Below are 20961 nucleotides of genomic sequence, written 5' to 3'. Positions count from 1 at the left end.
GCGCGGCCCGGTTCGGTTACCCTGGGGATTCGGCCAGAACCGTCGGCCGCGATTCGCCATGCCTCACGAAAGCAGGAGTCCCCTGTCTCGCCTCGACCCCAACGCCCCGCTGGTGCTCGACACCCGAGCTCTCAGCCGGCAACCGGGGTCTTCGCGAGAACAGATCCTCGACGTGCCGGCCCCGGAGAATTTCGGCGTCGAGATGGTGGGCGTGCCCGAAGGCACGGACATCGAGCTCGATCTTCGGCTCGAGGCCGTCCTGGAAGGCGTGCTCGTCACCGGCACGGCGCGGGTCCCCCTCAAGGGGGAATGCGCGCGGTGCCTCGACCCGATCGCCTCGACCTTCGAGGCGGACTTCCAGGAGCTCTTCGTCTATCCTGACACCCGCTCCGGCGGGAACGCGGACGACGACGAGCTCCGCCTCGAGGACGATCTGATCGACCTTGAGCCGGTGCTCCGGGACGCGGTGGTGCTCGCGCTGCCGTTGTCTCCGCTGTGCCGGGACGACTGTCCCGGCCTGTGCGCCGAATGCGGGGTACGGCTGGCGGACGCCGAGCCGGACCACCACCATGACGCCGTCGACCCCCGGTGGGCGGCGCTTCAGGACCTGACCGGCCCGCCGGTCTCTCCCAACCGGGGGAGTGGGGAGTCCTCTCCCCACAGTTCATTCGACCAACGAGATGGAAAGCAGGAGGGCTGACGTGGCCGTCCCGAAGCGGAAGAAGTCGCGCAGCAACACGCGGCACCGGCGTTCGCAGTGGAAGACCGCGGCGCCGAACCTGGTCGAGTGCCCGACGTGCCGCGACCAGAAGCTGCCGCACACCGCGTGCGCGACGTGCGGTACCTACGACCGCCGGCAGGTCATCACGCCGTCGGCTTGATCTTCGTGTTGTCCCGGGGGGCGGCCGCGCCGAACGGCGTGGTGCGCCCCCCGGGGTGCTCGTGTACTGACCACCTGGCGGGTGACGCCGGCGTGGTGAACGGCGAAGGGGCGGAGCCCGAGGCCGTGGTGCACGCCGGGAACTCGCGGCCGGCGCGCACCTCGTCTTCGTGGACCACTCCCGCGGCCGCGTCTCCTCGCCGCCCGGCCCTCGCGGCCGGCACGCGCCGCAACGGCGACCGCGAAACCCGCGGAGCCGGGCCTTGCGAGGAGGGCCTGTGAGCAAGAGATCAGACGCCGTGCCCGATCGGGCGGAACTCTCCCGAGCGCTGGGCGTCCATGTGACCGACGACCTGCTCGAACGCGCGCTGACGCACCGGTCGTACGCCTACGAGAACGGCGGCCTGCCCACCAACGAGCGCCTGGAGTTCCTGGGCGACTCGGTGCTGGGCCTGGTCGTCACCGACACCCTCTACCGGGGCCACCCCGACCTTCCCGAGGGGCAGCTGGCCAAGCTGCGCGCCGCCGTGGTCAACATGCGGGCGCTCGCGGGCGTCGCGCGCGCGCTCGGCGTGGGCTCCCATATCCGCCTCGGCCGCGGCGAGGAGGGCACCGGAGGCCGCGACAAGTCCTCGATCCTCGCCGACACCCTGGAGGCGCTGATCGGCGCGGTCTACCTCGACCGCGGCCTGGACGAGGCGTCCGCCCTGGTGCACCGGCTGTTCGACGCGCTGATCACCCGGTCGGCCGGGCTCGGCGCCGGGCTCGACTGGAAGACCTCGCTCCAGGAGCTGACGGCGGTCGAGGAACTCGGCGTCCCCGAGTACCACGTCGTCGAGAGCGGCCCCGACCACCAGAAGACCTTCCGCGCCTCGGTGCGCGTCGGCGGCTCCACCTACGGCTCCGGCGAGGGCCGCAGCAAGAAGGAGGCCGAGCAGCACGCGGCCGAGGCGGCCTGGACCGCCATCCGCGAGCTGGTCGTCCGGCGCGAGTCCAACGGCGGGCCGTAGATCACCTTGAACACCGAACGAGACATGGTCTGAGCCGATGCCCGAACTGCCCGAGGTCGAGGTCGTCCGGCGCGGCCTCGACCGCTGGGTCACCGGCAGGACGATCGCCGTCGCCGAGGTCCTGCACCCGCGCGCCATCCGGCGCCACGAGGCCGGCCCCGCCGACTTCACCGGCCGTCTGACCGGCCGCACCATCCAGGCGCCCCGGCGCCGGGGCAAGTACATGTGGCTGCCGCTCGACTCCGGCGAGGCCCTCATGGCCCACCTGGGCATGAGCGGCCAGCTCCTGGTCGGCGAGCCCGGCCGCCCCGCCGAGAAGCACCTGCGGGTCCGCGCCGGGTTCGACGGCGGCGATCTCGATCTCCGCTTCGTCGACCAGCGCACCTTCGGCCACCTCATGGTCACCGACCTCGTCCCCGACCCCTTCGGGGGCGCGCCCGTCCCGGAGCCGATCGCCCACATCGCGGCCGACCCCCTGGAGGACGCCTTCGACGACGAGGCGTTTTTCCGCGCCCTCCGCCGCCGCCACACCGGCCTCAAGCGCGCCCTGCTCGACCAGTCGCTGATCAGCGGCGTCGGCAACATCTACGCCGACGAGGCCCTGTGGCGCGCCAGGCTCCACTGGGCCCGCCCGACGGAGACCCTCACCCGCGCCGAGGCGTCCCGCGTCCTGACGGCCGCCCGCGAGGTCATGATCGCCGCCCTCGACGTCGGCGGCACGTCGTTCGACAGCCTCTACGTCAACGTCAACGGCGAGAGCGGCTACTTCGACCGGTCCCTGGACGCCTACGGCCGCCGCGACGAGCCCTGCCCGCGCTGCGGCACCCCCATCCGCCGCGACGTCTTCATGAACCGCTCCTCCTTCAGCTGCCCCCGGTGCCAGCCCAAGCCCCGCCGAGCCCGCTACTGACCCCTCTCGCTCCATGAGCGTGCTCGGGAGAGCCCGGGGCGTCAGGGCCTAGGATTCCGATGATGGACGACCAGGAGACGGCGAGGCTGACCGCGTGGGTGCGCGGTCACGTCCAGGGTGTGGGGTTCCGCTGGTGGGTGCGCTCGCGGGCGCTGGAGCTCGGTCTCGACGGAACGGCCACCAACCTGCGCGACGGGCGGGTCGAGGTGGTCGCCGAGGGGCCCCGCGAGAGCTGCGGGCTGCTGCTCGAACAGCTGCGGGCCCAGCCTTCACCCGGACGTCCGGGGCGCGTCTCGGGCGTCGTCGAGCGGTGGTCCGACCCGCGCGGCGACATCTCCGGCTTCCTGGAGCGCTGACGGGGTAGGGTATTCCGGTTTGTACCTGCTAAACTAGTGCCGACAGGTTGTTACCGGCCTGTGATCTGTGTCTTGACCAAGACACCGGCCGGTGCGACTCTAGACGATACGCGCACCTACTTCTTTCACAGTGCGCGATCCCTGCTGGTTACTCAGCGTGGAGGACCCTTAGTCATGGCGAAGGCTCTACTCGGCCACGTCGGCGGTCCCGACCCCCGTATGGTCGCGGAGATGCGCCGCCTTCAACAGCGAGTACGCGACCTGGAAGCCGAGCTCGTACGGCTCCAGGCGGAGAACGACGCGCTCGCGACGGAGGCGGACGACGACGTTTTGTCGCTCGGAATGAAGGACCGCGAACCCGCGCTGACCTGATCGGCGCCTCGAATCGAAGGAAACGCGAGGGACGCCGGGCCGGGGCGTCCCTTATGTTTTGGTCAACTCTCGGTATGCGCTCCGTCCGGTTGATCAGCGGAGACGGCGGGCCAGGAATTCCAGATGGCTGGGTGCGCGACGGGCCCAGTAGGCCCCGTCATGGCATCCGCGGAACATCCCGCCCGCCGCTTTCGGCCGGATTCTCGCGCGAAGGCGTTCGGTGGTCGCCGCGAACGGATCGCTGCGACCGCAGTCGATCCAGAGCGGCACACCCGAAAGCCGACCCAGGTCGGCCATGACGTCGTTGCGGGCGAAGTCCCCCGCATCGTCGAACGACCCTCGGTAGGCGCCGCGCGCCGCCTCATGCGAACGGAACAGCGCCGGTGACGACGCCGCGACCGCGGCGACCCGTCCCGGTCCGAGCCGTCCGGCCATGAGCAGCGCGCCGTAGCCTCCCATCGACCACCCCAGCAGGCCGATGCGTTCCGTGCGCAACCCCAGCGCGCGCAGGCGGGGGAGCACCTCCTCGACGATCATCCGCTCGGGGTCGTCGCCGCTCGCGCGGCGGTGCCAGTAGGTGTCGCCGCCGTCCACGCCGACGATCGCGAACGGCCGCGTCCCGGTGGCGACCGCGTGCGCGAGGAAGCGGTCCACCCGCAGGTCGCTCACCGTCGCCGCGGAGCCGTTCAGGCCGTGCAGGACGACCACGACCGGCAGGCCCCTGAGCTCCGCGCGGGCCGGGGTCACGAGCCGCATCTCCACGTGGCGTCCCCGCGCCCGGGAACGGAACCGTTCCCGCCGCACCGCGGCCGTCTCCGCCGGGATCTGCGGCAGGTCCCCGCATCGCCCCAGCGCCTTGTCCAGCCGGACTTTCCCGGGCAGGACGTCGTGCTGCACGAGCTGGTAAGCGGCGCCGAGCCCGCCGATCCCGGCGATTCCCGCGCCGCCGAGCCCGGACAGCAGCAACCGTCGGCGATCGATCAAGGCCCCGCCTCCTCGTTCCGCGTCGTTGATGATGCGGACGCGTGAGGACGCGGAGATGTTCGTTCCGGTCGTCGCCGAGCATCCGGAAGGGGTGGGTCTTCGCAAGTCAACGCACCCCGGGTGTCCGTTCGTGGCACATTAGAGGGGAGCGGCGTGCGGATGCCGGGCCTGGTGGGGCGTGGCCGGTATGGTTCGACGGGCTCCCGGGTGCATGGCGGGAGGGCGGCACCGGTCCTGCGCGATTCCCGGAGGAGGACAGCGAACGCGTGTATTTGAAGAGTCTGACGCTGCGCGGCTTCAAGTCCTTCGCCTCGTCCACGACGCTGAAGTTCGAGCCGGGGATCACCTGTGTGGTGGGGCCGAACGGGTCGGGCAAGTCCAATGTGGTGGACGCCCTGGCCTGGGTGATGGGCGAGCAGGGGGCCAAGTCGCTGCGCGGCGGCAAGATGGAGGACGTCATCTTCGCCGGGACGGCCAGCAGGCCGCCGCTGGGCCGCGCCGAGGTCGTCCTCACCATCGACAACACCGACGGCGCGCTGCCCATCGACTACACCGAGGTGACGATCAGCCGGCTGATGTTCCGGTCGGGGCAGAGCGAGTACGCGATCAACGGCGACTCGTGCCGGTTGCTGGACATCCAGGAGCTGCTGTCGGACTCCGGCATCGGACGCGAGATGCACGTGATCATCGGGCAGGGGCAGCTCGACCGGGTGCTGCATTCGGGGCCCGAGGGGCGCCGGGCGGTGATCGAGGAGGCGGCGGGCGTCCTCAAGCACCGCAAGCGCAAGGAGAAGGCGCTGCGCAAGCTGGACGCGATGCAGGCCAACCTGACCCGCGTCCAGGACCTCACCGGTGAGCTGCGGCGCCAGCTCAAGCCGCTGGGACGCCAGGCCGAGATCGCGCGGCGGGCGGCCGTCATCCAGGCCGACCTGCGCGACGCCAAGGCCCGGCTGCTGGCCGACGACCTGATCACGCTGCGGACCCGGCTCGACCAGGAGGCCGCCGACGAGGCCGCCGTCCGCGAGCGCCGCACCGAGACCGAGCGGGCGCTGAACGAGGCGCAGCGGCGCGAGGCCGAGCTGGAGGCCGAGGAGGCCGAGCAGGCGCCGCGGCTGGCGGAGGTCCAGGACACCTGGTTCAAGCTGTCGGCGCTCAAGGAGCGGCTGCGGGGTGTGGCCGACCTGGCCGCCGAGCGGCAGCGCAACGCCGCCGAGGCGCGCGACGAGGAGCGGCGCGGCCGCGACCCCGACGACATGGAGCGCGAGGCGCTGGCCATTCGGGAGCAGGAGGACATGCTCCGCGCCGTGCTGGACGAGGCCCAGGACGCCCTGGCCCGCGCGGTCGAGGAGCGCACGGCCGCCGAGGAGGCCCTGGCGGGGGAGGAACGCCGCCTGCAGGCCGCCAGCCGGGCCGCCGCCGACCGCCGCGAGGAGCTGGCGCGGCTGCGCGGGCGCGTCGAGGCGCTGCGGAGCAAGGCCCAGGCGGGCCAGTCCGAGATCGGACGTCTCGCCGAGGCGCGCACCGAGGCCGAGCAGCGCGCCGGGTCCGCCCAGGCGGAGTTCGAGGCGTTCGAGGCCGATGTGGTCGACGATCCGGAGTTGGCCGCCGAGCACGAGCTGGCCCAGGAGACCCTCGCCACCGCCAAGGACGCCGTCGAGGCGGCCCGGTCTGCGGTGGACGGGCCCAAGCAGGAGCTGAAGGATTCGCGCGCGGCGGTGGCGGCGGCGCGGTCCGCCGACCAGGCCGCGCAGAAGAACGTGGCGGCGCTCCAGGCGCGCATCGAGGCCCTCGGGCTGACCCTGGCCAGCGCGGCCGACGGCGGCGAGGCGCTGCTGGCGGCGGGCGCCGACGGCTCGCTGTCGGGGGTGCTCGGTACGGTGGCGTCGCTGCTGACCGTCCGGCCGGGGTACGAGACGGCCGTGGCCGCGGCGCTGGGCAACGTCGCCGAGGCCGTCGCCGTGGGGTCGCTGGAGACGGCCGAGGCCGCCCTGGAGCTGCTTCGGGTGCGGGACGCCGGACGGGCGGGCCTGCTCGTCGGCGGCGCCCCCGCGCCCGAGGGAGAGAAGGTCCCGGGGGTCGACTACGCGATCGACGCGGTCGGCGTCCCGGACGCGTTCCGTCCCGCGCTCGCCCGGCTGCTGCTCGACGTGGCGGTCGTCGACGACGTGCCCGCCGCGGCCGGGCTCGTCCGGCGGCATCCCGGCCTGCGCGCCGTGACCCGCGACGGCGATCTCATCGGAGCCCACTGGGCGCAGGGCGGCGGGGCGGGCGGCGCGCAGAGCCTGCTCCAGATGCGCGCCACGCTCGACCAGGCCACCGAAGACCTCGCCGCCGCCGAGACCGAGGCCGCGGCCCACGCCGACGCCCTCACCCGGGGCATGGAGCGCGAGCAGGAGACCCAGGCCGCGCTGGACGAGGCGCAGTCGGCGGTCAACCAGGCCCAATCGGGGGTGAACCAGGCGCAGTCCGACCTCGACCGCGTCCGGGCCCGGCTGCGCGAGCACGACGCGCACGCCGCGCAGGAGGCCAAGCGCGCCGCCCGCCTGGAGGCCGGTGTCCGCGCCGCCCGCGGTGAGGTGGAGCGCCTGACCAAGGCCCTGGACGCCGCCCGCGAGTCGGTCGAACGCGACGCGGCCGCCGCCGAGGAGCTGGCCGGACGCCTCGCCGAGTCCGAGGAGGCCGCCGAGGTCGCCGAGGAGGCCGGGTACGACACCGAGTCGCGCGACGAGCTGAACGCCCGGTGCCAGGAGCTGCGCTCGGCCGAGATGGAGTCCCGGCTGACCGTCCGCACGTCCGAGGAGCGCGTCCAGGCGATCGCCGGACGCGCCGACGCCCTCGAACGCGGGGCCCGCCGCGAGCGCGAGGAGCGCTCCCGGGCCGAGCAGCGGCGCGCCCGGCGCGAGCAGCAGGCCAGGACGGCCCGCGCCGTCCACCACGGCGCCAGGACGTCCCTGGAGCGCATCGAGACCTCGCTGGAGGCGGCCGTCGCCCAGCGCGCCGCCGCCGAGGAGGCCCGCGCGGCCCGCGAGGCCGAGCTCAAGGTCATCAGGACGCAGGTCCGCGAGCTTTCGGGGACGCTGGAGCGGCTGGTCAACGTCGTCCACGGCAGCGAGGTGGCCCGCGCCGAGCAGCGCCTGCGCCTGGAGCAGCTCGAAGAGCGCGCGCTTGAGGAGTTCGGCCTGGAGGTCGAGAGCCTGGTCTCCGAGTACGGGCCCGACCAACTCGTCCCCCCGGGGCCCGAGGCCGCCGAGGACGCGCGGCCCGTCCCGTATGACCGGGCCGTCCAGGAGAAGCGGGCCAAGGCCGCCGAACGCCAGCTCAACCAGCTCGGCAAGGTCAACCCGCTGGCCCTGGAGGAGTTCGCCGCGCTGGAGGAGCGCCACCAGTTCCTCACCTCGCAGCTGGAAGACCTCAAGAAGACCCGGCGCGACCTGCTCACGGTGGTCAAGGAGGTCGACGAGCGCGTCCAGCAGGTGTTCGCCTCGGCCTACGACGACACCGCCCGCGAGTTCGAGCGGATCTTCGCCCGGCTGTTCCCCGGGGGTGAGGGCAGCCTGTCGCTCACCGAGCCCGGAGACATGCTCGTCACCGGAGTCGAGGTGGCCGCCCGCCCGCCGGGCAAGAAGGTCAAGCGCCTGTCGCTGCTGTCGGGCGGCGAGCGGTCCCTGGTGGCGATCGCCTTCCTGGTGGCCGTCTTCAAGGCGCGCCCCTCCCCGTTCTACGTGCTGGACGAGGTCGAGGCCGCGCTCGACGACACCAACACCCAGCGCCTGCTGCGCGTCTTCGAGGAGCTCCGCGAGTCGTCGCAGCTGATCATCATCACCCACCAGAAGCGCACCATGGAGGGCGCCGACGCCCTCTACGGCGTCAGCATGCGCGGCGACGGCGTCACGCAGGTCGTCAGCCAGCGTCTCCGGCAGCACGAGCCCGCCTGAAACGGCGACATGCCGGTCGAAGCGGGCCTTGTGGACGGGCGGGCGATCCACTAGGTATGAGCCTCGGCCGTTCTCCGGCTCCCGACCGCGCGGCCCCGCCCGGTGCGGGGGACGGCACGAGAGGGTGCACGCATGGACGCAGAGCGGATCAAGGCCAACTTCGCGTCGCTGAGCGGACACGGGGAAGACCTCACGGCTTACTTCTACGCCGACCTGTTCGAGCGGGACCCGTCCCTGCGGGCGCTGTTCCCCGCGTCCATGGGCGGGCAGCACGCCAAGCTCCTCGGCGCGCTGACCCACATCGTGTCGCTGATCGACGACACGCCCGCGCTGGTGCCCTACCTGCGCGAGCTCGGCCACCGCCACGGCCAGGCCGAGGTCATGAGCGACCACTACGTGGTCGTGGGGGCCAGCCTGCTGGCCACGCTGGCCCACTTCAGCGGACCGGACTGGAACGGCGACCTGGAGGACGACTGGGCCGCCGTCTACGGGCTGGTCGCCCAGGTCATGGCCGAGGCCGCGCACGAGGTGCGGAGCACGATCCGGCGCTGAGCGGTTCCCGAGCGCAACGGGACGGTCGCGTTCGGCTCAACCTGACGGACATGGAAAACTGGGGGGCGCTATGGACTATCTGATCCTCATCGCCGGACTGGCCGTTCTCGCCCTCATCGTGGGCGGGGTCATGTTCTTGCGGCCTGGGCGCCGCAAGACCCCGCCGCCCGTGGAACCCGCGGAGCGGCCCGACATCGTCCGGCCCGGTGGCACCACCACCGTGGAGGACGAGGCCGCGCCGACGATCGAAAAGGCGCCGCCGACGCCCGCGGCCCCGCCCAAGCCCGAGATCGAGAAGCCGCCGCCGTCCGCCGGGCGGCTGGTCAGGCTGCGGGCGCGGCTGGCCCGCTCGCAGAACACCTTCGGCAAGACCCTGCTGGGCCTGCTGGCGCGCGAGACGCTCGACGACGAGGCCTGGGAGGAGATCGAAGACACCCTGATCGGCGCCGACATCGGCGTCACGGTGGCCCGGCAGATCACCGAGGACCTCCGCACCCGCGTCCAGGTGCTGGGCACCCGCGAGCCCGGCGAGGTCCGCGCGATGCTCAAGGAGGAGCTGGTCAAGCAGATCGGCGCCGACACCGACCGCTCGCTGCACACCCAGCCCCACGGCACCCGTCCCGCCGTGGTCATGGTCGTCGGGGTCAACGGCACCGGCAAGACCACCACCTGCGGCAAGCTGGCCCGCGTCCTGGTCGGCGACGGCCGCACCGTCGTGATGGGCGCCGCCGACACCTTCCGCGCCGCCGCCGCAGACCAGTTGGAGACCTGGGGCTCCCGGGTGGGGGCCGAGGTCGTCCGGTCGGGTGAGGGCGCCGACCCGGCCAGCGTGGCGTTCGACGCCGTCAAGCGGGGCATCGACAGCAAGGTCGACACGGTCATCGTCGACACCGCGGGCCGGCTCCATACCAAGACCGGACTCATGGACGAGCTGGGCAAGGTCAAACGGGTCGTCGAGAAGCAGGCCACGGTCGACGAGGTGCTGCTGGTGCTCGACGCGACCACGGGCCAGAACGGCATGCAGCAGGCCCGGGTCTTCGCCGAGGTCGTCAACGTCACCGGCATCGTGCTGACCAAGCTCGACGGCACCGCCAAGGGCGGCATCGTCGTCCAGGTCCAGCGCGAGCTCGGCGTCCCGGTCAAGCTGGTCGGTCTCGGCGAGGGCCCCGACGACCTGGCCCCGTTCGAGCCGGGCGCGTTCGTCGACGCCATTCTGGGCGACTGAGGCCCCAACAAAAGATCTTGTTTCGGCGGTATTTCACCCGTCCGCGCCATCCGCGCGGGCGGGTGATCTTTTGTTCGGCGTTGGTCCCCCTTACCGACGATCTGTAGCGGAAAAGGGGAGGCTTCCTCCCCCTAACGACACTCGGTGAGGGTTCCGAAACACCCTCGAAACATGCGGGGGCCGGGTTTCACACCGGCGAAACACTCATGCACCCATTGTGAAACCGCATCGCAGGAGGCTCCAGGACATAGTCACACCACCCCTCCGAAAGGACGGCCAGCATGCCGCCGGACGTGCTCGAATCGCTGAACTCAGGCGACACCGCCTGGGTTCTGGCCGCATCCGCCCTGGTCTTGCTGATGACCCCGGGACTCGCCTTCTTCTATGGCGGCATGTCCCGCTCCAAGAGCGTGCTCAACATGATGATGATGAGCTTCGGCACCATCGCCATCGTGAGCGTGCTCTGGGTGCTCTACGGGTATTCGCTGGCCTTTTCGGGGGACGTCGGCAACGGCCTGATCGGCAATCTCGACAAGGTCGGGCTGAAGGACACGCTGCTCTCGGCGTCCGGCACCTCGCCGGAACTGGCCTTCGTCGCGTTCCAGCTGATGTTCGCGATCATCACCCCGGCGCTGATCAGCGGTGCCATCGCCGACCGGGTGAAGTTCGGCGCGTGGATGGTCTTCGTGGCCGTCTGGGTGACGCTGGTGTACTTCCCGGTCGCGCACTGGGTCTTCTACTTCGGTGACACCACCAAGACCGGCGACGGCGGCTGGCTGGCCGACAGCGTCCTGGCGCTCGACTTCGCGGGCGGCACCGCCGTCCACATCAACGCCGGCATGGCCGCGCTGGCCATCGCGCTGGTCGTCGGCAAGCGGGTCGGGTGGCCCAAGGAGCCGATGCGCCCGCACAACCTGCCGTTCGTCCTGCTGGGCGCCGGGCTGCTGTGGTTCGGCTGGTTCGGGTTCAACGCCGGGTCGGCGCTGGGCGCCAACGGTCAGGCCGCGGTCGCGTTCGTCAACACCCAGGTCGCGACCGGCGCCGCCGCGCTGGGCTGGATCCTGGTCGAGAAGATCAGGCACGGGAAGTCGACCACCCTCGGCATCGCCTCCGGCGCCGTCGCGGGCCTGGTGGCCATCACGCCCGCCTGCGCCGCGGTCAACCCGCTCGGCGCCATCGCGATCGGCCTCATCGCCGGGTGCCTGTGCGCCCTGGCGGTCGGGCTCAAGTACAAGTTCGGCTACGACGACTCGCTCGACGTGGTCGGCGTGCACGCGGTCGGCGGCATCGTCGGCGCCCTGCTGATCGGCCTGTTCGCCACCGGCACCGTCACCGGCATCCTCACGCCCGCCTCCGACGGCGTCGACGGCCTGCTGATGGGCGGCGGGCTCGACCAGCTCGGCCGCCAGGCCCTCGGGGTCGTCGCGGTCGCCGCCTACTCCTTCGTGGCCACCTGGATCATCGCCAAGCTGATCGATGTCACGATGGGCCTGCGGGTCACCGCCGAGGACGAGGTCTCCGGCATCGACCAGGCCGCGCACGCCGAGACCGCCTACGACCTCACGCCGTCCGGCGGGGGCGGTTCCAGCTCCCTGGGCGCGGCCATGGCGGCGGCGCGCCGGGACGCGCAGCCCGAGAAGAAGGTGGAGGCGGAGGCATGAAGCTGATCACCGCGGTCATCAAGCCGTTCAAGCTGGACGAGGTCAAGGCGGCCCTGGAGACCTTCGGGGTCAAGGGGCTGACCGTCAGCGAGGCCAGCGGCTACGGCCGCCAGAAGGGCCACACCGAGGTCTACCGGGGCGCCGAGTACAAGGTCGACCTGGTGCCCAAGCTGCGGGTCGAGGTCCTGGTCGAGAGCGAGGACGCCGACGACATCATCGACGTCATCGTCAAGGCCGCCCGCACCGACAAGATCGGCGACGGCAAGGTCTGGGCCGTCCCGGTCGACACCGTGGTCCGGGTCCGGACCGGCGAGATCGGTCCGGAAGCCCTGTAGCCCAGGTCCCGTCCGGCTCCTGTGGCTCTTAGGAGGGCATGAGTGACCCTCGTTCACGAGGCGGTCGGGGGAAGCCCCGACGCGGCCCGCGCGGCCCTGGCGGCGGCGCGGGCCGCGCGGTCCGCCGAGCTCGACCGCTGGCTGGCCGGGCTCCTGGCCGCCGAGCGCGTGCCGCGCCCCGACCCGGGCGAACCGCCCGAAGGCGTCGCGCTGGTCGCGGTCGGCAGCCACGCCCGCCGCGAGCTGACACCGGGCGGCGACCTCGACCTGGTGCTGCTGCATCGCGGCCGCGACGACGTCGCCGAGCTCGCCGACCGGGTCTGGTACCCGGTCTGGGACGCCGGGCTCCGGCTCGACCACTCCGTCCGGACGCTCCACGAGGCGCGGACGGTCGCCCGCTCCGACCTCAAGGCCGTGCTCGGCCTGCTGTCGGCCCGCCGGATCACCGGTGACCCCACGCTGGTGGACGAGGTGCGGGCCGCCGTCCTGGCCGACTGGCGCGCCGACGCGCGGCTCCGGCTCGCCGAGCTGGCCGAGATGACCCGAGGACGCTGGGAAAGCCAGGGCGAGCTGGCGTTCCTGCTCGAGCCCGACCTCAAGGAGGCCCGGGGCGGGCTGCGCGACGTGCACGTCATGCAGGCCGTCGCCGCCTCCTGGGTCGCCTCGGCCCCCGGCCCCCGGGTGCGCGCCGCCCACGACCTCCTGCTCGACATCCGCCACGCCCTGCACGAGGCGACCGGCCGCTCGCCGGACAAGCTCGTCCTCCAGGAACAGGACGCCGTCGCCACCCGCCTCGGGATGCTCGACGCCGGCGTCCTGTCGCGCTCGATCGCCGAGGCGGCCCGCACCGTCACCTACGCGGCCGACCACCTCTGGCACCGCGTCGAACGCTTCTGCGCGCCGCGCCGGGCGCCGTCCCGCGCGCGCGGCGTGGAACGGACCCCGGTCGGGGACGGAGCCGTCGAGCAGGAGGGCGAGGTCGTCCTGGCCCGGGGCGCCGACCTCGACGACCCCGCGCTCACCCTGCGCGTCGCCGCCGCGGCGGCCCAGGCCGGGCTTCCCCTGGCCCCCGCGACCGTCGAACGGCTGGCCGAGCGCGCGGCGCTCCCGCCCGTCCCGTGGCCCGCCGGAACCCGCGACGCCCTCGTCGCGCTCCTGGGCGCCGGTCCGGCCGCCATCGGCGTCTGGGAGGCGCTCGACCAGGCCGGGCTGGTCGTCCGGCTGCTGCCCGACTGGGAGCGGGTCAGGAACCGGCCGCAGCGCAACCCCGTCCACCGCTTCACCGTCGACCGCCACCTGGTCGAGACCGCCGCCGGGGCCGCCGCGCTGACCCGCGAGGTGGCCCGGCCCGACCTGCTCCTGGTCGGCGCGCTCCTGCACGACATCGGCAAGGGCTGGCCGGGCGACCACTCCGTCGGCGGCGCCGTCGTCGCCCGCGACCTGGGCACCCGCATGGGCTTCGCCGACGGCGACGTCCGGGTGCTGGAGACCCTCGTCCGCCATCACCTGCTGCTGCCCGAGACCGCCACGCGCCGCGACATCGACGACCCCGCAACGGTCGAGACCGTGATCGCGGCCGTCTCCGCCGTCCCCGGACGCGAGCGCGAGCTCATCGAGCTGCTCGCCGCCCTGGCCGTCGCCGACGGCCTGGCCACCGGGCCCGCGGCCTGGGGCGCGTGGAAGGCCGGGCTCATCGCCGAGCTGGCCCGCCGCGCGATCGCCAGGCTCGCCGGGGGCACACCGCCGCCCCCGCCGCTGCTGCCGCCCGAACAGCTCGCCCTCGCCCGCCACGACGGCGCGGCGGTCCGGATCGCCGGCTCGCGCATCACCGTCGCGGCCCCCGATCGTCCCGGACTGCTCTGGCGTGCCGCGGGCGTGCTCGCCCTGCACCGCCTCGTGGTCCGCAACGCGCGGGTCTCGTCGCCATCCTCGGGCGCCGCTGCCACCGCCGTCCTCGACTTCACCGCCGTCCCCGAATACGGGACGCCCCCCGACCCGGCCGCGCTGGAGGCCGACCTGCGCCGCATGCTCGCCGACCGGCTGGACGTCGCCCACCGCCTGGAACGCCGCGCGCGCTCCGTCCGTCCCAGGGCGGGAGTCGCCGTGCCGCCGCCGCGCGTCACGATCGTCGACGACGCGTCGAGCACGGCCACGGTCGTCGAGGTCCGGGCGCACGACCGTCCCGGCCTGCTGTGGCGGATCGGCCAGGCGCTGGGGGAGTGCGGCCTCCAGGTGCGCGGCGCCCAGGTCGACACGCTGGGCGCCGAGGCCGTCGACGTCTTCTACGTCGTGGACGCCGACGGGCGGCCCCTCATCGAGCCCGCGGCCCTCTCGGCCGTCCGGCTGCACGTGCTGGGGGCACTGAAGGACGACGGGGCCCGCTAGCGGAGGTGGAAGACGGGGAGGCGATCACGGGGGCACGACCGCCTCCCCGTCGGTCTGGGGGGCGTCAGGTGGTCACCTGACCGCCCTGCTTCTTGTGGTGAGCGTCGTTCTGGGCATCCGGTGTCGCGTCGCGGCGGCCGTCGCCCTCGCGGTGCCCGCCGCCGCGCTCGTCCCCGCGCCGCACGCGCTCGCCGCGCTCAGTGCGCTGGCCGCGTTCACCGCGCTGGCCGCGTTCGTCGCTCTTGCCGTGCCGGCCGCTCTTGCCGCGCTCGCCGTGCTGGTGACGTCCGCCGTCGCCGTGCCGGCCGTGCTCGCCACCGCCGGGCCCGCCGCCGCGATCGTCGTCGCGGGGCCCGCCGCCACGGCCGGGCTCGCCGTCGCCACGCCGCCCGTCGCGGGCGCGCTCGCCGTCACCGCGCCTGCCGTCGTCGTGACGGTCGCGGTCCTTGCCTTCACCGCCGTCACCGCCGTCGTCGTCCGAGCCGTAGTGCCCGCCGCCGTTGCCGCCCTTGTTGTCCGGCGGGTTGCCGTTGTGACCGCCCGGACGGCCGTCCTGCTTGCCCTTCTCGGGACGGTTCTTGGTGGCGTTGCCGCAGTAGGCCGCGACCTTGTCGGGCCCTCCCGCCGCCGGGACCAGGACGTCGAACGCGCGCTTACGGTGCGCCGGCTTGCCCTTCAGGTACACCTGGCACAACTTGACCACGGCCGGGTTGGGTGCCGCCTGCGGCGTGGGGCCGGGCTTTGTCGTCCTCCCCGTATTCGGCGTGCCGGGGGTTGTGCCCGGTTGCGTCCCGGGGGCGTTGGACGGGCGGTTCTTCGGGTCGAACGACGCCTGTGGACTTGAGGGGCGCGACGGCCGGGGATGGTCACCCGGGAGGCCGTCGGGCAGCGTCCCCGTCGTCACCGCCAGGGCCGTTCCCCCGGCGGCCGTGACCGCCAGCCCCAGGGCCGCGATCTTCGCCGAGAACAGCCGGGCGAGCGGAAGCCTGCTCGTCCGCGCCTCCTGGGGACCCGCGGCGACCGCGGCCCGGAAGGCCGCGACGGCGGCGTCCTCACCGTCCAGTTCGTCGGCCTGGGCGCGTGCCGACGCGACGCCGAGCAGCCGGGCGAGGGGGTCCGAGACGCCCGTGGGATCGCTCGGCACGCCGCTGAGCAGACGCTCGGCGGCGGCACGGTCGAATCGCTGGGTGCTCGTACTCATCTCACTCCCTCCAGCGCCGTGGTCCGCGCTCGTGTCACACCCGGCCTCGTCGCCGGTCACGGGACCGGTGTCCCGGCCGCCGTCGCGTTCACGCATCGGCGTCCCCGAGAAGCGCCTCGCTGAGAGCGCCGTCGGGCATCTCGGCGAAGCGTTCGGCCAGCCTGCGCAGCCCGCGGTACGAGGCGGTGCGGACGGCGCCCGACCGCTTGCCGAGCACCCGTCCGGCCTCCTTGGCGTCCAGCCCGACGACCACGCGCAGCAGGACGGCCTCGGCCTGGTCCTGCGGGAGCGTGGCGATCAGCGCGACGGCCGCGCCCGTGGACAGGCGGTCGAGCGCCTCCTGCTCGGTGTCGTCGCGCCCGACCAGATCGGTGAGGTCGTCGATGCGGATGCTGGCGTCCGGGCGGCGCCCCGCCCGCCGGATGTGGTCGAGTGCGCGGTGCCGGGCGATCGTCGACGCCCAGCCGCGGAAGCGGTCGTAGTCGCCGCTGAACGAACCCAGGTCGCGGGCGATCTGCAGCCACGCGTCGGCCGCGACGTCCTCGGCCTCGGTGCTCACCAGCGCGCGCAGATAGCGCAGCAGCCGTGGCTGGAGATCACGGTAGAGCAGCCTGAAGGCTTCGGAGTCGCCGGCCTGTGCCGCCTGCAGCGCCAGTTCCAGATCGTGGTCCTGGGGCTCGGCCCGGGGCGTCACCCGTTCGCTCATGGACGTCCGTATAGCCGGTGCCACGTGTTCACCTTGCGTCCTCGGAGGGCCTGTAGGGGGTCAACTGGCCGGGCCGGGGTGCCATTGGTCGCATAGGCCCCCTGTCCGACACAGCGTAGGTTCTGTCTGGAAGTGTCACACCCTACTGCCAATAGTCAATAGATCACTTTCAGTGATCTTGTGATGTCCGGGAGTACGCCCCTGACCCGATAGTCTGATAGGCGATCCCAGACGCATTTCCAAGGACGGGTCCACACACGTGTTCGAGACGCTCTCCGACCGGCTGACGACGGTCTTCTCGTCGCTGCGCAGCAAAGGGCGGCTCTCCGAGGCCGACATCAACGCGACGGCCCGCGAGATCCGTGTCGCTCTGCTCGAAGCCGACGTGGCCCTGCCCGTCGTCAAGGACTTCATCGCGCAGATCAAGGAACGGGCGCAGGGCGCCGAGGTCTCACAGGCCCTGAACCCGGCCCAGCAGGTCGTCAAGATCGTCAACGAGGAGCTCGTCAACATCCTCGGCGGCGAGACGCGCCGGATCCGCTTCGCCAAGAACCCGCCCACCGTGATCATGCTGGCCGGTCTCCAGGGCGCGGGCAAGACCACCCTGGCCGGAAAGCTCGCCCGGTGGCTGAAGACCGAGGGGCACGCGCCGCTGCTGGTCGCGGCCGACCTCCAGCGTCCCAACGCCGTCCAGCAGCTCCAGGTCGTCGGCGAGCGCGCCGGAGTCCCGGTGTTCGCGCCCGAGCCCGGCAGCGGCGTCGGCGACCCGGTCGAGGTCTCGCGCCGCTCGATCGACCAGGCCAGGCACGCCCAGCACGACATCGTCATCATCGACACGGCCGGACGCCTCGGCGTCGACGCCGAGATGATGCGGCAGGCGTCCGACATCCGCGACGCCGTCTCGCCCGACGACATCCTGTTCGTCGTCGACGCGATGATCGGCCAGGACGCGGTCACCACCGCCCAGGCGTTCCTCGACGGCGTCGGCTTCGACGGCGTCGTGCTCACCAAGCTCGACGGCGACGCCCGCGGCGGCGCCGCGCTGTCGGTGCGGCACATCACCGGCCGTCCGATCATGTTCGCCTCCACCGGCGAGAAGCTCGAGGACTTCAGCGTCTTCCACCCCGACCGCATGGCCGGTCGGATCCTCGACATGGGCGACGTCCTCACCCTGATCGAGCAGGCCGAGCAGGCGTTCGACGCCGAGCAGGCCGAGAAGATGACCAGCAAGTTCGCTTCGGGGCAAGACTTCACCCTCGAAGACTTCCTCGAGCAGATGATGATGATCCGCAAGCTCGGGCCGATCGGCAACCTGCTCGGGATGATGCCCGGCATGGGCCAGGTCAGAGACCAGATCAGCCAGATCGACGACAAGGACCTCGACCGCGTCGCCGCCATCATCCGCTCCATGACCCCGCAGGAGCGCTCCGAGCCGAAGATCATCAACGGCTCCCGGCGCGCCCGCATCGCCAAGGGCTCGGGCGTCCAGGTCGGCGAGGTCAGCAGCCTGGTCACCCGCTTCTTCGACGCCCAGAAGATGATGCGCCAGATGGCCGGAGGCATGGGCCTGCCCGGAATGCCCGGCGCCCGCAAGACCAACAAGAAGGCGGTCAAGGCGGCCAAGAAGAAGGGCAAGCAGCGCAGCGGCGACCCCCGCAAGCGCGCGGCGGGCAAGGAAGCCCAGCCCCAGCAGGCCCTGCCGCCCATGGACGGCCTGCCCCCGGGCCTCGGCGGCGGCCAGCTACCGCCCGGCTTCCAGATGCCCGATCTGGGCAACCTGCCGGGCCGCAAGAAGAAGTGACCGAGCGTGTCCTGCCGCGATTGCGCTTTTACCGCGTTCGTCTGGCAGAATGGCAGGCTGGAAACCCCGGAATCGCCAGGCGCCCTCTCTCGTTCTGAGCGGCCGGAGTCCATCGAGCGTCCCGTCGTCGGTGTCCCCACCTGACAAGGGCCCAGCTCACCCGTAATGAATCTGGAGTACACCACACCCGTGGCAGTCAAGATCAAGCTCAAGCGTCTGGGGAAGATCCGGAACCCTCAGTACCGGATCGTCGTCGCCGATGCCCGCACCAAGCGTGACGGCCGGGCCATCGAAGAGGTCGGCCTCTACCACCCCAAGGAAGAGCCGTCGCTCATCAAGGTCGACTCCGAGCGCGTCCAGTACTGGCTGAGCGTCGGCGCGCAGCCGACCGAGCCGGTCCTCAACCTGCTGAAGATCACCGGCGACTGGCAGAAGTTCAAGGGCGAGCCCGGTGCCGAGGGCACCCTCAGGGTGGCCGAGCCCAAGGCCGACAAGAAGGCCGTCTTCGAGTCCGCGGTCAAGGAGTCGATGGGCGACACCGAGACCACCTCGACCGCCACCAAGACCAAGAAGAAGGCCGAGCCGAAGAAGGCCAAGGCCGAGACCGACGAGACCACCGAAGCTAAGAGCGAGGGCTGACGTGCTCGAAGAAGCGCTCGAGCACCTGGTGCGCGGGATCGTCGAGCACCCGGACGACGTCCGGGTGCGCGCCCGCAGAATCAGGGGCGGCCGGGTACTCGAGGTGCGCGTGCACCCCGAAGACCTCGGCAAGGTCATCGGCCGTAGCGGACGCACCGCCAAGGCCCTGCGCACCGTGATCAGCGCCCTCTCCGGAGGACGCTACGTGCGCGTCGACCTGCTCGACGTCAACGAGGTCCGCTGAACGGGATGCCCGACCACCTGGTGATCGGCCGGGTCGGACGGCCGCACGGAATCCGCGGCGAGCTCACCATCGATGTCCGCACCGACGATCCGGATCTCCGGTTCGCCCCGGGCACCGAGCTCGCCACCGACCCCGCGTCGTCCGGCCCGCTCACCGTTCAGCACGCCCGCTGGCACTCGGGCCGTCTGCTCGTGCGCTTCGACGGGGTCGACGACCGCGGCCAGGCCGAGGAACTCCGCGGCACCTGGCTGGTCGTCGACCCCGCCGACATCCTCGTCACCGACGACCCCGACTCCTACCACGACCAGCAACTGGTCGGCCTCCGCGCGGTCACCGTCGCGGGCGAGGAGATCGGCACCGTCGCCGAGGTCCGCCACACCGGCCAGGACCTGCTGATCATCAGCCGTCCCGGCCGCGACGAGGCCCTGGTCCCCTTCGTGGCCGCCCTCGTCCCCGAGGTCGACGTCCCCGGTGGCCGCCTGGTCATCGACCCACCCGAGGGCCTGCTCGACGAATCGCCATGAGACTCGACATCATCACGATCTTCCCCGAGTACTTCGCGCCCCTGGACGTCTCCCTGCTGGGCAAGGCCCGCCGCACCGGCATCCTCGACATCCACGTCCACGACCTGCGCACCTGGACCCACGACCGTCACCGCACGGTGGACGACACCCCCTACGGCGGCGGCCCCGGCATGGTCATGAAACCCGACCCCTGGGGCGAAGCCCTGGACGCCGTCCTCACCCTCGCTCCCGGCCCCGAGGGCGACCACGCCCCAGGCCGGACACCGACCGGCGCCGCCGGGCACGACCTCCCCACGACGCCGAGCGCTGCCGCCGGGCGTGACTCGGGCGCAACGCCGAGCGCCGAGGGCAGCGACTCCGGCCCGCCGCCGAGTGGCGCCGCCGGTCGCGAGTTCGATACGACACCGAGTGCCGACGCTGGCCGTGACTTCGGCCCGCCGCCGGTCGCCACCGCCGGTAGCGTCCCCGGCCCGAAGCCGAGCGCCGACGAAAGTCACCACCTCAGCACGATGCCGAGTGCCGAGAGCGGTCATGACTTCGCCATGAGGCCGAGCGCCGCCTCCAGCAGTGACCTCGGCACAACGGCAAGCGCCGCCGATCGCGAACTCGGGACCACACCGATGATCGACGGCGGACCCCGCCTCCTCGTCCCCACCCCGAGCGGACGCCCCTTCACACAGGCCTTGGCGGCCGAGCTGGCCGCTGAAGACCATCTCGTCTTCGCCTGCGGACGCTACGAGGGCATCGATTCCCGCGTCGTCGACGAGGCTCGCACCCGTATGCGGGTGGACGAGGTCAGCCTGGGCGACTTCGTGCTCGCGGGCGGCGAGGTCGCCGTCCTGGTGATGGTCGAGGCCGTCGGACGGCTCCTCCCCGGCGTCCTCGGCAACGCCGACTCGGTGACCGACGACTCCTTCGCCCCCGGGAGCATGGAGTCGCTCCTCGAAGGGCCCGTCTACACCAAGCCGCCCACCTGGCGCGATCGTCCCGTCCCGGAGATCCTCCTGTCGGGCAACCACGGGGCCATCGCCCGCTGGCGCCGCGACCAAGCCCTGCTCCGGACGGCGGCGAACCGTCCCGAACTCCTCGCCGAACTCGACCCCGAGAGCCTCGACAAACATGATCGTCAGGTGCTCCGGGACGCCGGTTTTCCGGTTGACGGCGAAGATATGGCACACTAGAGCGTCGCCGTGCGCCCAGACGCACGGTCAGGAAGATCCACTTCGCGCGGCGCGACGCCC

At 72.4% G+C, this 20961-nt stretch carries 19 protein-coding genes and 2 pseudogenes; 18 read left to right on the top strand and 3 right to left on the bottom strand.

Features of this window, described 5'->3' with window-relative positions; genetic code table 11:
* The first annotated feature begins 58 nt into the window (after nt 1-58).
* The 6 genes from ACQPY4_RS30725 to ACQPY4_RS30700 all read left to right on the top strand — a co-directional run bounded on the left by ACQPY4_RS30725 (nt 59) and on the right by ACQPY4_RS30700 (nt 3528).
* Nucleotides 59-700, top strand: coding sequence for a YceD family protein (locus tag ACQPY4_RS30725; protein WP_433326762.1), 642 nt, complete (start codon nt 59-61; stop codon nt 698-700).
* A gap of 1 nt (nt 701) precedes the next feature.
* Nucleotides 702-881 (top strand): 50S ribosomal protein L32, encoded by a 180-nt coding sequence (gene rpmF, locus ACQPY4_RS30720; protein ID WP_433326760.1) that lies wholly within the window; start codon nt 702-704, stop codon nt 879-881.
* Between the two features lie 298 nt (nt 882-1179).
* A complete protein-coding gene (rnc, locus tag ACQPY4_RS30715) occupies nt 1180-1890 on the top strand; it encodes a ribonuclease III (protein WP_433339092.1) in 711 nt (236 codons plus the stop codon).
* A 37-nt stretch (nt 1891-1927) separates the two neighbouring features.
* Nucleotides 1928-2800: a bifunctional DNA-formamidopyrimidine glycosylase/DNA-(apurinic or apyrimidinic site) lyase gene (gene mutM, locus ACQPY4_RS30710; protein ID WP_433326758.1), complete on the top strand. Its 873-nt coding sequence runs from the start codon at nt 1928-1930 to the stop codon at nt 2798-2800.
* Nucleotides 2801-2859: 59 nt separating this feature from the next.
* Nucleotides 2860-3156: an acylphosphatase gene (locus ACQPY4_RS30705; protein WP_433326756.1), complete on the top strand. Its 297-nt coding sequence runs from the start codon at nt 2860-2862 to the stop codon at nt 3154-3156.
* Between the two features lie 174 nt (nt 3157-3330).
* Nucleotides 3331-3528 carry a hypothetical protein gene (locus tag ACQPY4_RS30700; protein WP_433326754.1) on the top strand — a complete coding sequence of 66 codons (198 nt, stop codon included), beginning with the start codon at nt 3331-3333 and terminating at the stop codon, nt 3526-3528.
* Between the two features lie 93 nt (nt 3529-3621).
* Here ACQPY4_RS30700 and ACQPY4_RS30695 read toward each other — a convergent pair whose 3' ends face one another.
* The gene (locus ACQPY4_RS30695) at nt 3622-4512 is read right to left on the bottom strand and encodes an alpha/beta hydrolase (RefSeq protein WP_433326752.1); all 891 of its coding nucleotides are present in this window, start codon (nt 4510-4512) and stop codon (nt 3622-3624) included.
* Nucleotides 4513-4778: 266 nt separating this feature from the next.
* On the opposite strand from ACQPY4_RS30695, the gene smc reads away from it, so the two are divergent.
* The 6 genes from smc to ACQPY4_RS30665 all read left to right on the top strand — a co-directional run bounded on the left by smc (nt 4779) and on the right by ACQPY4_RS30665 (nt 14605).
* The gene (smc, locus tag ACQPY4_RS30690; RefSeq protein WP_433326750.1) at nt 4779-8447 is read left to right on the top strand and encodes a chromosome segregation protein SMC; all 3669 of its coding nucleotides are present in this window, start codon (nt 4779-4781) and stop codon (nt 8445-8447) included.
* Between the two features lie 132 nt (nt 8448-8579).
* The gene (locus tag ACQPY4_RS30685; RefSeq protein ID WP_433326748.1) at nt 8580-8999 is read left to right on the top strand and encodes a globin domain-containing protein; all 420 of its coding nucleotides are present in this window, start codon (nt 8580-8582) and stop codon (nt 8997-8999) included.
* 70 nt (nt 9000-9069) lie between these two features.
* Nucleotides 9070-10224: a signal recognition particle-docking protein FtsY gene (ftsY, locus tag ACQPY4_RS30680; protein ID WP_433326746.1), complete on the top strand. Its 1155-nt coding sequence runs from the start codon at nt 9070-9072 to the stop codon at nt 10222-10224.
* Between the two features lie 281 nt (nt 10225-10505).
* On the top strand, nt 10506-11885 hold the full coding sequence (locus ACQPY4_RS30675; protein WP_433326744.1) for an ammonium transporter: 1380 nt from the start codon (nt 10506-10508) through the stop codon (nt 11883-11885).
* The gene (locus tag ACQPY4_RS30670; RefSeq protein WP_433326742.1) at nt 11882-12220 is read left to right on the top strand and encodes a P-II family nitrogen regulator; all 339 of its coding nucleotides are present in this window, start codon (nt 11882-11884) and stop codon (nt 12218-12220) included. Before ACQPY4_RS30675 ends, ACQPY4_RS30670 begins: the two co-directional genes overlap by 4 nt.
* Before the next feature lie 42 nt (nt 12221-12262).
* Complete coding sequence (locus ACQPY4_RS30665; protein ID WP_433326740.1) at nt 12263-14605, top strand: [protein-PII] uridylyltransferase; 2343 nt, start codon at nt 12263-12265, stop codon at nt 14603-14605.
* A gap of 64 nt (nt 14606-14669) precedes the next feature.
* Here ACQPY4_RS30665 and ACQPY4_RS30660 read toward each other — a convergent pair whose 3' ends face one another.
* On the bottom strand, nt 14670-15806 hold the full coding sequence (locus tag ACQPY4_RS30660) for a hypothetical protein (protein ID WP_433326738.1): 1137 nt from the start codon (nt 15804-15806) through the stop codon (nt 14670-14672).
* Nucleotides 15807-15894: 88 nt separating this feature from the next.
* On the bottom strand, nt 15895-16512 hold the full coding sequence (locus ACQPY4_RS30655; protein ID WP_433326736.1) for an RNA polymerase sigma factor: 618 nt from the start codon (nt 16510-16512) through the stop codon (nt 15895-15897).
* 259 nt (nt 16513-16771) lie between these two features.
* Here ACQPY4_RS30655 and ffh point away from each other — a divergent pair, with 259 nt between their 5' ends.
* The 6 genes and pseudogenes from ffh to trmD form a co-directional block, all read left to right on the top strand.
* A complete protein-coding gene (gene ffh, locus ACQPY4_RS30650; RefSeq protein ID WP_433326734.1) occupies nt 16772-18313 on the top strand; it encodes a signal recognition particle protein in 1542 nt (513 codons plus the stop codon).
* 189 nt (nt 18314-18502) lie between these two features.
* Complete coding sequence (gene rpsP, locus ACQPY4_RS30645) at nt 18503-18952, top strand: 30S ribosomal protein S16 (protein WP_433326732.1); 450 nt, start codon at nt 18503-18505, stop codon at nt 18950-18952.
* 1 nt (nt 18953) lies between these two features.
* Nucleotides 18954-19196 carry an RNA-binding protein gene (locus tag ACQPY4_RS30640; protein WP_151568089.1) on the top strand — a complete coding sequence of 81 codons (243 nt, stop codon included), beginning with the start codon at nt 18954-18956 and terminating at the stop codon, nt 19194-19196.
* Between the two features lie 5 nt (nt 19197-19201).
* Entirely contained in the window at nt 19202-19720 is a 519-nt protein-coding gene (gene rimM, locus ACQPY4_RS30635; RefSeq protein ID WP_433326730.1) for a ribosome maturation factor RimM, read from the top strand.
* Nucleotides 19717-19935, top strand: a pseudogene (locus ACQPY4_RS30630) (tRNA (guanosine(37)-N1)-methyltransferase TrmD); the annotation flags it as partial. The gene rimM and the pseudogene ACQPY4_RS30630, both read left to right, overlap by 4 nt.
* A 414-nt stretch (nt 19936-20349) precedes the next feature.
* Nucleotides 20350-20901: pseudogene (gene trmD / locus ACQPY4_RS30625) on the top strand (tRNA (guanine(37)-N(1))-methyltransferase); the annotation flags it as partial.
* Nucleotides 20902-20961 lie beyond the last annotated feature (60 nt).

Origin of the sequence: Spirillospora sp. CA-294931, from assembly GCF_050946795.1 — a bacterium.
In the GTDB taxonomy this organism is placed as follows: Bacteria; Actinomycetota; Actinomycetes; order Streptosporangiales; family Streptosporangiaceae; genus Spirillospora.
The sequence above is the reverse complement of the archived record's forward strand: the minus strand, read 5'-3'. Positions and strand labels throughout refer to the sequence as shown.